We start from the raw sequence: 13,442 nt of genomic DNA, 5'->3' as shown, positions 1-13,442 counted from the left end.
GAGCGGCCGCACCAGACGTCAGGCCGGTGCCATCCGCACCTGCGGTAGCAGCGCGGCACTGCCGGCCTCGCTCATCAGCTGCAACTCGCCGTCCTGCACGATCACGGTCAGGCGCATGCTGCGTTCGAGCAACGCGGTGGCGGCATCGAGCGCAGCGGGATCGAGGTCGATCACGGTGAGGTTCTTCAGCCGCTTCAACGCCGATGCCTGCTTGTCCCACCAGATCGCGGCGCTGCCGCCGCTGTAGGTCACCACCCCGACGTGCCGGGCGCGCCCGCAGGCCTTGCGGATGCGGGCGTCGGCGGGCTGGCCGAGATCGATCCATTCCTCGATGTCACCGGTGTAGTCGCGTCGCCAGAGGTCGGGCTCGTCCTCGGTACTCAGGCCACGGCCGAATTCCAGACGCTCGTCGGCGAACAGCACGAAGGCGATCAGCCGCGCCATCAGGCGTTCCGGCGTCTCCGACGGATGCTGCGCCAGCGTGAGGTTGTGGGTGGCGTAATACGCGCGGTCCATGTCGCTGATCTGCAGCTCCGCCTTGTAGATCGTCGCGTTGGGCGCCATGGGACTGCCTTTCCGGAGGGGCGGCCATTGTAGGCGTGCCCGACGCCACGCACCGCTCACATGCCGCGCACGCGAGCGCGCAGCGGGCGCGCAATCCTCGGTACCGTCCGCACGCCACCGCCGAACAGCGCGACACGCGCTGCATCCGCACCGTTGATCGTCGACGGGAAGACCGCACACCTCGATCACCCGCCCGGCGGAAACGACATCGCCTGCGTCGGGCCGGACGCGCCGATGCGGCCGATCGCGTAGCATGGGCGCGCAACACTCGTGCGTCCCGAACGATCGCGCCCTCCGTCGTTCGCCACGCCTCGCCTTTTCCGCGTCGCCGTCATCGGCGGTACGCCCCGACAGGAGTCCCCGTGCCGGACGCTCAGGTCCGCAGCCCTCGAACCACCATCGCGCACCCGACCCGATGGCCGTCGTCCATCGACGGCACGACGGCGACCGCCCGGCCGGCACCGCCACGCCCGACGTGGTCGGCATGAGCGTCAGCGACGACGCGCCGCCGCTCTGCGAGCGCTGCGATGCGGTGTGCTGCCGCCTGACGGTGGTGGTGCAGCCCGAGGATCGCATGCCGCGACACCTGACCACGCACACGCGCGACGGCCTCGAAGTGATGGCGCGCGACGAAGAAGGCTGGTGCGTGGCGGTGGACGCCGCGCGCATGTGCTGCTCCATCTACGACACCCGACCCCAGGTCTGCCGGCGCTTCGAAATGGCCGGCCCCTACTGCCACGACGTGCGCGCCGACCACATCGACCGCTCGATCCGGGGCATCCCGCTGAGGCTGTACTGACCGGAGACCCGCATGTCCGCTCCCGACAAGATCCAGGCCGCCAAGGCCGCGCCCGCCACCACTCCGGACAGGCCCGGCCGCTCGTTCGCGCCCCGCAAGGGTCGCGAGGGCGCGACACTCACCCATGAACGCCTCGCCGAGGACATGGCCGCGTTCCGCAAGGCGGGTGGCGAGATCGAAGTCCTCGGCGTGACGCGGACGTTGCAGCGGATCGACTTGCCCGCGGACGCCGCCCCGCCGGCTCCCACCACCCCTCCACGCCGCTGAATCCATCAGGAGACCCCATGGCCAAACCCAACTACGCCTTCGAGAAGCGCCAGCGCGAGCTCGCCAAGAAACGCAAGCAGGATGCCAAGGACGCGAAGAAGCGCCAGGCCCGCGAAGCCGATGCGGACACGGCCGCGCCCGATGCGCCGGAGCAGCCAGCCGATGCCACAGCCGCGGGCGAAACCGCGCCTGCTGCGGATGCCCCGGCGCCGGGACCCCGCGTCCACCGTCGGACCGGGCCGTAGCCCCGCGCCGCGGCGACGCCCGGCGCGGGAAGACCGCCGGGCGGGTCCGGACCGCGGCCCACCCGACGGCCCCCGGCCGCGGGTGATGCCGCCGCCCGGTCCTACAGGCGGAACCTGAATCCGACCGTATAGGTCCGCTCGCGCGAGGCGAAATCGCGCGGATAGCTCGGATCGCCGAAGTAGTTGTAGGTGTTGCCGCCCAGCAGGTTGGTGGCCTCCGCGAACAGGGCCATGTTGTCGTTGAGGTCGTAGTTGAGCGCGACGTCAAGCCACTCCTGGTCGCCCTCGCGGACCTCGCCCGGCTGGTCGCCCGAAGCGCTGAAGCTGCTGGTGAAGGCACCGCGCCGGTTGTAGGCCAGGCGTGCGGAAAAACGATCGAGCTGGTACATCAACACCGCGTTGAACGCATTGCGCGACACCTGCGCCAGCGGCTGCATCTCGCCCGTGGGCGATTCGGCCTCGGCATCGATCCAGGTGTAATTGAGCTGCGTCCCGAAACCCGACAGCCAGCCGGGCAGGAAATCGTAGAACTGGGTGTAGCCGATCTCCGCACCCTGCAGCCGGCCCTCGCCGGTGTTGCGGGGACGGGTGATGGAATAGGTGACGCCGTCGATCACCTCGTCGTCGGCGTAGCTCTGGATGTAGCCGTCGATGTCGCGCCGGAACACCGCCAGCGACAACAGCGAGCCCGGCTGGAAGTACCACTCCAGCGACGCGTCGAAGTTGTCGGACGTGATCGGATCCAGATCCGGATTGCCGCCGCTGCCGCGTGCGGGCAGGGTGTCGGTGGATTCGAACAGCGCCAGCTGCGGATTGAGGTTGCCGAAGCTCGGCAGCGAGATGGTCTGGCTGGCCGCCAGCCGCAGCACCACGTCCTCGTGCAGGCTGAGGTTGGCGCTGAAACTCGGCAGGATCTCGGTGCGGGTTTTCTCGAACTGCGACGGCACCTGCTCGCCGTCGATGGTGCTGGTGCCGTTGAGCGAGGATTCCAGCCGCGTGGCGCGCACGCCGACGCGTCCGTCGACCGGCACGCTGCCCAGCGCGAAGCCGTAATGCAGCTGCAGGTAGGCGGCGTAGTTCTTCTCTTCGTTGTCGAAGTACAGCGCCGGGTTCTCGTCCGGACGGCCGAGCGGCTGGCCCATCAGCTCGCGGATGCGGTCGCTGCGCTGGATGTGGAAATCGTAACTCGACGCCGCCCAGCGATCGGTGCCGAAATCGCGCGCACCGTCGAGCACGTTGCCGGGGGTGATCGTGGCCAGACCCGGCACCTGGTCGAGAAACACCGGGCTGCCGCTGAGGTTGTCGCGTACACCGCCGCCGCCCACCGCGGTGGCGGTCCGCCGGCTGGCGCGCAGGCCTGCGTCCAGCGCGCGGAAGAAGCCGTCGCCGAGCTGGAAGGTCGCATCGCCGCGCCAGGCCAGTTCGATGCCGCGCTGCCGGGCCCAGTCGTCGTAGTACTGGCTCAACGCCCAGATCGAGGGATCGGTGACGTCGTAGGGGCTGCCGTCGGCACCGGTCACCTGCACGTTCGGCGCGTCGCCGGAACTGTCCACGTGCACCAGCGGGCCGTCGGTGGTGAAGTCCAGCGTCATCGCGCGGCTCTTGTTGGTGCTCCAGGTGTAGGCGAGTTCGCTCGACAGCTCGACGCGGTCGTTCTCCCACGTGCCGCCCAGCGCCAGCTGCACGGTGTCGGAGGTCTGCTTGTGCGCCTGGGTGCTGGAAACGATCTCCAGGTCGCGCGCACTGATGCCTTCGACGATGTTGGTGCCCGGCCGCAGGGTCACCGATTCCACGGTGTCTCCGGTGACCAGGCCGGTCAACGGCATGAAGAAGTTGACGTGGTTGCGGCCTTCGTAATTCACGTAGAACGTGTCGAAGTACAGCTCGCTGTTGTCGGTGGGCGCCCACTGGAAACTGAAGTTCGCCGACCGCCGCTTGTGGTTGTTGCGGGTGAGGTTCGCGCCGATCTTGTTGGACAGGAACACCTGCTCGGATGGATCGGCGGGATTGTCGACCAGGGTGTAGATGTCGTTGAACGCGGTCGACTCCTGGAACGGCCGCTGCTGCAGCGACACGCTGCCCAGCACGCCCATGCGGCCGTATCCGCTGTCCCAGCTGTTGGCCGCGGTCAACGTGCCGATCGGCTTGGTGTCCTCGGCCTGGTCGCCGTAGGTCGCGCCGAGACTGCCGGCGACGGTGCCGCCGGGCTCGAGATCGAACGGCCGCCGCAGACGCACGTCCACCACGCCGGCGATGCCGCCTTCGACGAACTCCGCGCCGCTGGTCTTGTAGACGTCCACCGCCTGCAGCATTTCGGCGGGGATGTCCTGCAGGGCCATGCCACGGCCGCTGGCGGTGAAGATGTTGCGCCCGTTGAAGGTGGTGACGATGTTCGGCAGTCCGCGCACGAGCACCCCGCTGGCCTCTGCGCCGCCGCGCGACACCTGCACGCCGGTCACCCGCTGCAGGGCCGCGGCCACGCTGTTGTCGGGCAGCTTGCCGACATCCTCGGCGACGATGGAATCGGAGATGTCCGCACGGCTGCGCTTGGCGTCCACCGCATCCTCGACGCTGCCGCGCACGCCGCGGACCTGCACCGCATCGAGTTGCTGCACCGTGTCGTCACCGGCCTGCGCAGGCGCGCCGGCACTCGCCTGCGGTGCGTCGGCGGCCTCCGACGCGGCTGCGGAACCTGCAGGCGCGGCGTGTTCGGCCGGTGTCGCGTCGGCCTGCGGCGCCTGCGCGAGGGGGGTCGGTTGCGCAGCGGCGGCGGTGGACGCCAGCGACGTGGCGATCGTCATCGCGAGCAGCGTGTGCCGGCGACGGCGCGCTGCCCTCGTGGGCGGACAGGATGTTGACGGGCGGAGCGACGAAGACGTCGAAGAGGACGGGAGCAAACAGGCATTCCTTTGAAGGCTGACGCGCGGGCACGCGCCGCCCGGCCATCGCGACGTGGCCGCGTTGCTCGGAATCAGGCGCACCCGCACGTGGGCTGGGCGTGTCGCCCCGGCGGCGCCGGAGCCGGCCGGATTAGATCAGCCCAATCTTTAGGATTTCGTGGAGAGCACGTTAGGAACCCGCAATACGGTGCGCCGGCGCACAGCCGTCCGACGACATGGCGGCGCAACGGCCGGATTCGGCAAAGCACCTGCCCGCGCCGCCGCCGCGCGCACCGGCCACACGGCTACCATCTCCGCTTCCTGCTGCCCTCCACGCGTCGCCGCCCTTGCACATGACCGGCCATCCCACCCCGCCACCGTCGACCTCCGCGCCCGCGGGATCCCGCTACGATCCCGGACTGCTCGCGATCCTGCTCGGCAACGCACTGACCCTGGTCGTCGCGCTCTGGCAGCGCTGGAGCATGCTCGACCTGCTGTGGCCGTTCTTCTTCCAGAGCCTGATCATCGGCTGGTACGCGCGTCGCCGCCTGTTGCTGGCGCCACTGCTCACGGTCGGAAACCTCAGGATCAACGGACGACAGGTCACCGATCCCGAGCAGGCCCGGCGTTTCTTCCGCTGGTTCTTCGTCGCGCACTACGGGCTGTTCCACCTCGCCTATGCGGTGTTCCTGCTGCTCATGACCGCGCGCGGCAGCGCGAATGCGGACACCGACGGACCCCACTGGCCCCTGTACCTGCTGCTCAGCCTGGCGTTCTGGTGGGCGCACCGCCTGTCGCATCGCGAGCACCTCGCGCGCGATACCGGACGACCGCGCAGCGCCTCGCTGCTGATGATCATGCCGTACCTGCGTATCCTGCCGATGCACATCACGATCATCGCCATGGCGGAGCGTCACGGCGGCCAGCACGAGGCCGGCATCGTGCTGCTGTTCATGGGACTGAAGACCGTCGCCGACGTGGGCGCGCACGTGATCGAGCACAGGCTGCTGCGGCGCTGACGCGCGTCGTCCCCGATTCGGGCGCGGCCTGGTCGCCGGCGGCGGCGCCCGCGGCTCGCCGGCTCAGCGCGGCACGAGTGCGATGTTCGGATGACCGGCGACGATCTCCAGCACGATGTCGAAGAACGTCTGCCCGGTGCCGGCCTCCAGCGCGTCCAGCTGACGCCGGATGCGCGCCCGGTCGTACGGGCCGTCCGGATCGAGCTTGGCCTGCAGCATCGCGCGCGTAGCCTCGATGCCCAACACCTGCCGGTTGCGCTCGAAGTCGAGCCATTCGAGCGTCGCCGGCGCATCGCCGTCCAATGCGCCGAAGCCGCCGTACAGCAGGTCGTCCAGCGCATCCAGGCTGTGCCCCAACGGCCAGTCCACGCCGGCCATGAACACCCGCTCCACCTCGGCGTAGAACGAGGCGATGTCGTGGATGCGGGTACCGTCGAGAACCAGGGTCGCCGTCATGCGCGACAGCATAACGGCCGCGGGACGCGCCCCCGGCCCCGGTGCGCCGGGGCGCGGGGTCGAGAGGCGTCCCGCGACGGCGCGCTCAATGCACGCCGTGGCACATGGCGGTGGGCCCGAAGGCCTCGCCGAAGCGCTGGCCCTGGCGGTGGTGCTGCCAGTAGAACGTCGGCGCGGGCACGGCCTGGTTGCCGATCTCGGCCATGTCGGCGGCCACGTCGAACAGGCGGCCGTCGACCATCACGTAGCGGGTGTCGGCCGAATGCCGGATGTTCTCCAGCGGATTGCCGTCGAGCACCACCAGGTCGGCGCGCTTGCCGACTTCCAGCGAGCCCAGCTGCGCGCCCAGGCCGAGGTAGTCGGCACCGTCGATCGTCGCCGCGCGCAGCGCCTCGAAGTTGCTGAAGCCGCCCTGCGGCAGCATCCACATCTCCCAATGGGTCGCCAGACCCTGCAGCTGACCGTGGCCGCCCACCTGCACCTTGACCCCGGCATCGCGCAGACGCTTGAGCGACTGCGCCACGCGGATGTGGTGGTAGTCCCACTCCGGCGCGATCTCGCGGCGGATGCTGCGCGCATCCAGCGTCTCGCGCGGGAAGAAGCGGTTGAGCTTGGGGTCTTCCCACACGTTCTCGCGCGCGTAGAACCAGTACTCGCCCGACAGCCCGCCGAAGCTCACCACCAGCGTCGGCGTGTTGCGCACGTCGGTCTGCCGCCACAGTTCCACCACGTCGCGGTACAGCGGCGCGACCGGCAGGTTGTGCTCGATGCCGGTGACCCCGTCGAGGATCATCGTCATGTTGTGGTGGAAGGTGGAGCCGCCTTCCTCCACCACCAGCATGCCCAGCTCGCGCGCGGCCTGGTTGACCTGCTGGCGCTGGTCGCGGCGCGGCTGGTTGTAGCTCTTGACCGAGAACGCGCCGTGCGCCTGCATCCGGCGCAGGTGGCTGCGCGCGTCGTCGAGCGAATCGATCTCCGCCTTGAACGCGCCGTCGGCGCCGTAGAGGATCGTGCCGGTGGAGAAGATCCGCGGGCCGACCATGTGTCCGGCCCGTACCAGCTCCGCCTGCGAGAACACGAACTCGGTGGTGGCCGACGGGTCGTGCATCGTGGTCACGCCGAAGGCGAGGTTGGCGTAGTAGGCCCAGTTCTGCTGCGGCACCACCCCCTGGCCGAAATGCGCGGCGTGCGCGTGCACGTCGACCAGGCCCGGCACGATGGTCTTGCCGCTGGCGTCGATCACGTTGGCGCCGGCCGGCACCCGCACCGAACCGGTCGCGCCGACCGCGACGATCGTATTGCCGTCGAGCACGATCGTGCCGTTCTCGATCACCTCTTGCTCGGTCTCGGCATCGCGCATGGTCACGATGCGCGCATTGGTGAACGCCACCGTCTCGCGCGACGCATGCACCGGCGCCTCCAGTCCCACCGGCGTGCCGCCGCCCGGTGCGGGCGCGGCGATCTCGCCGGGCGCACCGGGCAGGAAATCGAAGGTCTGGTCCAGCCGCCGGGCGTGGTAGCGGTCGCCCACCATCCAGTGCAGCGAACCCGAATCCGCGGCCCAGTGCAGATAGCTGCCCACGTCCGCGCTCACCGGACGCACCGGCAGCGCGCGCGTGTTGCGGTCCAGGGTGATGCTGCGCCCGGTCTCGGGCATCGGCGCCACGTAGGCGTTGAACAGCTCGGTGAAGGCCACCCAGCGGCCGTCCGGGCTGACCTGCACGGAATCGACGTACTTGAGGTCGAAGATCTCGCGCGGGTCCTCGCCGTGCAGGCCGACCGACATCAGCTTCTTCTGCATGCCGCCGCCGGTGAGGTAGAGAATCCGCGTGCCGTCGTGGTTGAACTGCGGCGACTGCCCGGCCGTCGCCACGCGTACCGGCGCGCCGCCGGCCACGGGTACGACGTAGATGCCGCGGTCGCCCGACCACAGGCTGCCGGTCAGGCCGCCACCGCCGCTGCGCGCGTAGACCACGTGCCGCGCGTCGGGCGAGAACCGCGGGTGATAGTAGAAGCCGCGCTCGCCGGTGATGCGGCGGCCGCTGCCGGTGCCGCCGGCGCCGCGCACGTGGATCGCGCCGAGCTCGGCATCCGACCACGTCGTGTACACCAACTGGCGACCGTCGGCGCTGAAGCTGGGCTGGTATTCGGACACCCCGCGGCTGGCGGTCAGCCGCGTCGGCGTGCCGCCCGACACCGGCCTGCGCCACAGCTGGCCCAGCGCGTGGAACACCAGGGTGCCGCCATCGGCCGAGGTCGCCACGTCGCGGATCATCTGCGGCGAGAACCCGCCCTCCGGCAAGGTCTGGGCGAAGCGCAGCGGTTCGGAGACGGTCTTCTCCACCTGTGCGGTGAATGGAATCCGCGTCGCCTCGCCGCCCGCCATGTCGACCCGCCACAGGCCGCCCTGCGCCCAGATGACCACCTGGCGCGAATCCGGCGTCCAGCCGAAACCGGTGTACGGGCCGAAGATGGCCCAGGCTTCCTGCTGGTCGTGGCTGAGCCCGTCCCACACCGGGCGGACCTCGCCGCTGGCGAGATCGAGATGATGCAGCACGCTGGCTTCGCGCACGCGCTTGACGAAGGCGAGCGAACGCCCGTCGGGCGAGGCCTGCGGGCGCACCGCGCCACCGGCCGATTCCACCAGCGTGTCGAGGGTGCCGGTCTGCCGGTCGAGGCGCTTGATCGCGTAGATCGTGCCGTGCGGGTCGCGGTTGTACTCGAAGTTCGGCCCGGCGCTGACGTCCTGGGAGAAGTACACGTAGCGGCCGTCGGGCGAGACCGTGGGTTCGCCGAGGTCCTGCTGGTCGTTGGGCTTCTCCACCAGTTGCATGCCGGCGCTGGTACCGGCGGCATGGAACATCCACAGCTCGCCCGCACCCAGCGAGCGGGTGGCGGTGAAGTGCTTGCGGGCGACGATGTAGGCGCCGTCCGGCGTCCAGGTGGGGTTGTTGAGCAGGCGGAACGATTCGTCGCTGACCTGGCGCAGGTCGCTGCCGTCGGCGGCCACCGTCCAGATGTTGTTGGCGCCGCTGCGGTCGGAGGTGAACGCGATGCGGCGGCCGTCGGGCGACCAGCGCGGCTGGATGTTCCAGGCACGGCCGGTGGTGATGCGGGTGGCGGCCCCGCCGCCGATCGGCATCCGGTAGAGATCGCCGACCAGCGAGAACACCAGCTCGCGGCCGTCCGGCGACACGTCCACGTCCATCCAGGTGCCTTCGTCGGTTTCGTAGCGCACGGCCTTGGGCGTGCCCTGGGTGTCGTCGACGTTCCAGGCTGCATCGGTGGCGCGGTCGCCGTCCTCGCGCAGGCCGCGGGCGCTGTCGAGCGGCGCATCGGCCGGATCCACGCCGGCCGCGTCGAGCGCGTCCTGCTCCAGCTCGACGGCATCGGCGGGCGGCGCGTCCTGCGCGGCGGATGGCGGCGGGGCGTCCGACGGCGGCGCCGGCGGATCCTGGGCGAGCGCAGCGGACGAGGCGAGCACGCAGGTGAGCGCGAGGGCGAGGACGTTTCGGGTCATGCGGTGGGTCCGGTCGGGCAAACCGGACCACGATAGCGACCGCGTGTCGGCACCGCCTGGGGCAAAAGTCCCGACAGGGGGCGAAAGGCCCGAGCGCCGCGCCGATCGGCTCCGCGTCCGGCGCGTCGCGCCCCGGTCCCGGCGCGCAATCGCTCTCGCGCCAGCGGCGTGCCCGCCCAGGATGTGCAGCCGGTCACGAATCCGCACCGACCGACCGAACGATGGCCCAACCGCTGGTCGAACCCTAGGGCTGGCCCGGATTGTGGGTCGCTTCGCGCCGCTCCCAGACTCGGTCCCGCGGGTCATGCCCGCCTGTGGTCCCTGTCCCCCCATCGCAGGAGCGTCCCATGGCCCTCACGATCGACCAGAGCAACCTCAACGACATCAGAGAGGCGATCAGGAAACACGTCGAGAACGGCGTCGGCGACAACAACATCCCCGACGACTACAGCGCACCCAGCCGCTCGGAGCTGGAAGACCTGGCCAAGGAGCTCCACTCGGTCGGCGACATCAAGGGCAAGAAGGACGACTACGACAAGCGCCTGACCGCCCTGGCCAACGATTTCCTGCCCGAACTCAAGGTCGAGGACCGCGGCCGCTTCATCGGCGCCATCCTGGAGAACGACGAGGGTGCGACCAAGTCCGACTCCTGGCTGCAGGGCTCGCGGCTGGACAAGCTGGTCGACGACGAGAAGATCACCGCCGGGCAGCGGCAACAGGTACTCGAAGCGTTCGGCGCCGCGTACAACGCCGGCGAAGCCGACAGCGAGAACGCCTGGCGCTTCATGGAGATGGACGGCGTCAGCGGCGAGGTCACGGACAAGGCATCGTCGCGCCTGACTAGCCTGGGCGGCGCCCGGGTCGAGAACGAGAACACCTCGGGCGAAGTGTTCGACCGGTTCCTCGCCGGCATCAGCAACGGCGGCGACCGCAGCGTGGAGTTCGCCGACTTCATCGAGAAGTTCACCATCGACCAGATCCAGGACGGCAAGGTCGGGTCGAGCAAGACCGACAAGAACGACCGCTCCGATTATCTCGGCCTGCTGTTCAACGCCGCCGACCAGGCCGGCAGCAACCATGCCGTGGTCAACCGCATCCTGCACGGCGTGGACAGCGAACAGCGCAACCAGGCCATCCAGGACGTCAGCGAAGGCTTCAGCAAGGTCACCACCGAGAATGCCTGGCTCAATCGCGACGACACCGGGCTGTCGGACCGCTACAACCGCGACCCGATGGAAATCCTCATCAAGGCGGTGGCCAACGACAAGGAGAGCGTGTACGCCGGCGAGACCCGCAGCCACGCCGCGGACATGGCGGAGCTGATCCTCGACCAGTCCAAGAACGACCCCTGGGGCGATAACGGTTTCTTCGACGACCAGAACTTCCCCAAGGAAGGACGCCAGGAAGCGGTGAACGAACTGGTGAAGAACAAGGCCGGCGAGATCTTCGAGTACAACGGCCTGGGCGAGTCCGGCATCCATGAGGGCAGCAACGTCGACAACGTCACCCGCAACATGATGACGATGGCCAACCTCACCCGCCTGACCGGCCTGTCGCCCACCAACGAGGCGGCGCCGGACGTGCTCAACTCGCTGACCAAGCTGTCCGACGGCTGGTCCAAGGACTATCTCGACGCGCGCAAGAACGACGATCCCGACAGCATGCTGCAGAACGAGCACCGCCTGACCCACATGGTGGCCTCGGTGGAACAGGCGGTCCTGAACGGCTTCTCCGACAAGGCCGAAGACGACGCCGCGCGCCAGGCCGACATGGCCAACATGCTCAACATCTTCCTCGGCATGATTCCGTCGCCGAGCAGTCTCCTGTCCGAGGGCGTCAAGAAAGGCTTCACCGATCAGCTCAAGCAGGGCTTCACCGACGTGTTCGGCGAGAAGAGCGGCATGATGCGCATCTACGACGGCGCGGCCAGCGTGTTCGACGGGGCGGTGAACGGCGTCGGCGGACAGATCGACAAGGCCACCATCGGCGAGTTCAAGGACAAGATGCTCGAGGAGCTGGGCAAGTCGGATCGGCAGGACCAGTACCTGGCGACCTTCCGCGACAACGCCAATACCTTCATCGAGAACCAGGTGCTGCGTGGCCTGGAAGGCAAGGACAACGCCGGCATCCGGGCCGAGATCGTCAAGGAAGCCTCGCAGTTGCTCAAGACCTGACCGGACCGGGTCGCAGGTGACCGGCGTGCGGACGGTCGCAGGTGACCCGGGCGCGGATGCGGCGGCTCAACGCCGCCACATCCGGGCCTGCCGCGGCGGCAGCTCGAAGGTATGGGTGCCGCTTCCGATCGTCACCACGCTGCCGGACCCGAGTGCATCGGTGTACGGCACGTGCCAATGCAGCACGCTGTTCTGCATCGGCACCGTCGCCTGCACCGCGTGCCCGCACTTGTTGATGCCGACGATGCCGGCGTCGCCGCGCCGGAACAGCACGTGGCACGCGCCGTACGCGAGCACCTGCATGTCGCGGCCCTGCATGGCGTTGTGGAAGCCGATCATCCGCACCAGGTCGTCGCGCCGCCAGGCGTCCACCCAGCGCCCGTCGCCGCTCTCGTCGTTGTCGGTGTAGACCATCGGCACCCCGCCGTCGCGTCCGAGCAGATAGGCATAGGCGAGGGTCTCGTCCACCGGATCGAGGATCGCGTAGCGGAAGCCCGCGTTGTTGGGAATGTCGTGGGTGATCGCGAACGTCACCGCGCGCGCGCCGGGCAGGGCCTGGCCGTAGGCGCCCGGGTCGACCAGGGTGTCGAAGTGCCCACCCGGCAGCAACGCCTGCCGCAGGGTGTTGAACAGCGGGAAATCGTAGGCGCCGTGCCCGGTCTCGGCCATGTACGGCAGCAGGAAGCGATCGTAATCCAGGCTGCCGGCGCCGCCGGTGGTGATCACTTCGCCGAAGACATGCATTCCGGCGCGGACGCCGGCATCGATGACCCGGTTGATGTGCGCGGCCGGCATGTGTTTCGCAGCATCCACCCGGAAGCCGGTCACGCCGAGCGCCTTCAGTGCGAGCAGATAGTCGCGCTGCTGCCGCACGACGTGATCGTTGGCGACCAGGTCCGGAAGGCCGGGATCGTCGCCGCCCCCGCACAGGCGCCACTGCTGGACCTGGCTCACGTCGGTGTAGTCGACGATGCACACGGCCGGACCGAAATCCGCCGCCCCGAAGGCATTCGATGCGAGATTCCCGTACAGGCGCAGCGCACCGTATCGCGCGGGATCCGCCGCGTACTGCGCGAGCACGGCCGCGCCCGGGTAATCCAGATCCGGCCGCAGCCAGGCCTCGTTCGCCATGTGGTTGAGCACCACGTCGGCATAGGTCTCGACGCCATGCGCGGCCAGCGCCTGCACCATGCTGGCGAAGGTTTCGGTATCGCCCAGCGGATGCTCGATCACCCGCAGGTCCTGCGGCTGATACCGCGCCCACCACTCGGTGCCTTGCGATCGGTACGCCGGCGCCACCATCACCTTGCGGTAACCGGCCTGCGCGATCTCCGTCGCACGCGCCTCGACCGTGGCATACGGCCAGTTGAAGGCGTGCAGGATGACGTCCGCACGTGCGCCGCCCACCACCAGCGCCAGCCACAAGGCCGCGAGCAGGCGCCGATGCCAGGTGCGACGACGGAAGAACGCAGAACAGGCCGGTCGAGGGTGCATGAGAGCGCTCCGCAGAGGTGGCAGC

At 69.3% G+C, this 13,442-nt stretch carries 10 protein-coding genes; 5 read left to right on the top strand and 5 right to left on the bottom strand.

The window, feature by feature from the left end; translation table 11 throughout:
• Positions 1–18: 18 nt before the first annotated feature.
• Positions 19–564 (bottom strand): YaeQ family protein, encoded by a 546-nt coding sequence (locus RG19_RS15985; RefSeq protein ID WP_058836140.1) that lies wholly within the window; start codon positions 562–564, stop codon positions 19–21.
• A 484-nt stretch (positions 565–1,048) separates the two neighbouring features.
• Here RG19_RS15985 and RG19_RS15980 point away from each other — a divergent pair, with 484 nt between their 5' ends.
• The 3 genes from RG19_RS15980 to RG19_RS15970 are packed head-to-tail and all read left to right on the top strand — an operon-like array spanning position 1,049 to position 1,875.
• Positions 1,049–1,363 carry a YkgJ family cysteine cluster protein gene (locus RG19_RS15980; RefSeq protein WP_058836683.1) on the top strand — a complete coding sequence of 105 codons (315 nt, stop codon included), beginning with the start codon at positions 1,049–1,051 and terminating at the stop codon, positions 1,361–1,363.
• A 12-nt stretch (positions 1,364–1,375) separates the two neighbouring features.
• Positions 1,376–1,630 (top strand): hypothetical protein, encoded by a 255-nt coding sequence (locus RG19_RS15975; RefSeq protein WP_058836139.1) that lies wholly within the window; start codon positions 1,376–1,378, stop codon positions 1,628–1,630.
• Between the two features lie 17 nt (positions 1,631–1,647).
• Positions 1,648–1,875, top strand: a complete 228-nt coding sequence (locus RG19_RS15970; RefSeq protein ID WP_058836138.1) for a hypothetical protein — start codon at positions 1,648–1,650, stop codon at positions 1,873–1,875.
• A 101-nt stretch (positions 1,876–1,976) separates the two neighbouring features.
• Here RG19_RS15970 and RG19_RS15965 read toward each other — a convergent pair whose 3' ends face one another.
• Positions 1,977–4,676 carry a TonB-dependent receptor gene (locus RG19_RS15965; RefSeq protein ID WP_058836137.1) on the bottom strand — a complete coding sequence of 900 codons (2,700 nt, stop codon included), beginning with the start codon at positions 4,674–4,676 and terminating at the stop codon, positions 1,977–1,979.
• Positions 4,677–5,107: 431 nt separating this feature from the next.
• On the opposite strand from RG19_RS15965, the gene RG19_RS15960 reads away from it, so the two are divergent.
• A complete protein-coding gene (locus tag RG19_RS15960) occupies positions 5,108–5,773 on the top strand; it encodes a DUF6498-containing protein (protein WP_058836136.1) in 666 nt (221 codons plus the stop codon).
• Between the two features lie 63 nt (positions 5,774–5,836).
• Here the strand turns inward: RG19_RS15960 and RG19_RS15955 are convergent, their stop codons facing one another.
• Entirely contained in the window at positions 5,837–6,229 is a 393-nt protein-coding gene (locus RG19_RS15955) for a barstar family protein (RefSeq protein ID WP_058836682.1), read from the bottom strand.
• Positions 6,230–6,314: 85 nt separating this feature from the next.
• Entirely contained in the window at positions 6,315–9,749 is a 3,435-nt protein-coding gene (locus tag RG19_RS15950; RefSeq protein ID WP_058836135.1) for an amidohydrolase family protein, read from the bottom strand.
• Between the two features lie 347 nt (positions 9,750–10,096).
• On the opposite strand from RG19_RS15950, the gene RG19_RS15945 reads away from it, so the two are divergent.
• Positions 10,097–11,923 (top strand): hypothetical protein, encoded by a 1,827-nt coding sequence (locus RG19_RS15945; protein ID WP_058836134.1) that lies wholly within the window; start codon positions 10,097–10,099, stop codon positions 11,921–11,923.
• Positions 11,924–11,989: 66 nt separating this feature from the next.
• On the opposite strand, the gene RG19_RS15940 is transcribed toward RG19_RS15945, so the two are convergent.
• Positions 11,990–13,360, bottom strand: coding sequence for an alpha-amylase family protein (locus tag RG19_RS15940; protein WP_425599733.1), 1,371 nt, complete (start codon positions 13,358–13,360; stop codon positions 11,990–11,992).
• Between the last annotated feature and the right edge of the window lie 82 nt (positions 13,361–13,442).

The organism is Luteimonas abyssi, assembly GCF_001482195.1.
In the GTDB taxonomy this organism is placed as follows: Bacteria; Pseudomonadota; Gammaproteobacteria; order Xanthomonadales; family Xanthomonadaceae; genus Luteimonas; species Luteimonas abyssi.
This window is presented reverse-complemented; position numbering and strand designations above follow the sequence as displayed.

Bases quoted from the DNA above. Each gene is read 5' to 3' on its own strand.
- RG19_RS15985 (WP_058836140.1), bottom strand. From the start codon at position 564: ATGGCGCCCAACGCGACGATCTACAAGGCGGAGCTGCAGATCAGCGAC.
- RG19_RS15980 (WP_058836683.1), top strand. From the start codon at position 1,049: ATGAGCGTCAGCGACGACGCGCCGCCGCTCTGCGAGCGCTGCGATGCG.
- RG19_RS15975 (WP_058836139.1), top strand. From the start codon at position 1,376: ATGTCCGCTCCCGACAAGATCCAGGCCGCCAAGGCCGCGCCCGCCACC.
- RG19_RS15970 (WP_058836138.1), top strand. From the start codon at position 1,648: ATGGCCAAACCCAACTACGCCTTCGAGAAGCGCCAGCGCGAGCTCGCC.
- RG19_RS15965 (WP_058836137.1), bottom strand. From the start codon at position 4,676: ATGACGATCGCCACGTCGCTGGCGTCCACCGCCGCCGCTGCGCAACCG.
- RG19_RS15960 (WP_058836136.1), top strand. From the start codon at position 5,108: ATGACCGGCCATCCCACCCCGCCACCGTCGACCTCCGCGCCCGCGGGA.
- RG19_RS15955 (WP_058836682.1), bottom strand. From the start codon at position 6,229: ATGACGGCGACCCTGGTTCTCGACGGTACCCGCATCCACGACATCGCC.
- RG19_RS15950 (WP_058836135.1), bottom strand. From the start codon at position 9,749: ATGACCCGAAACGTCCTCGCCCTCGCGCTCACCTGCGTGCTCGCCTCG.
- RG19_RS15945 (WP_058836134.1), top strand. From the start codon at position 10,097: ATGGCCCTCACGATCGACCAGAGCAACCTCAACGACATCAGAGAGGCG.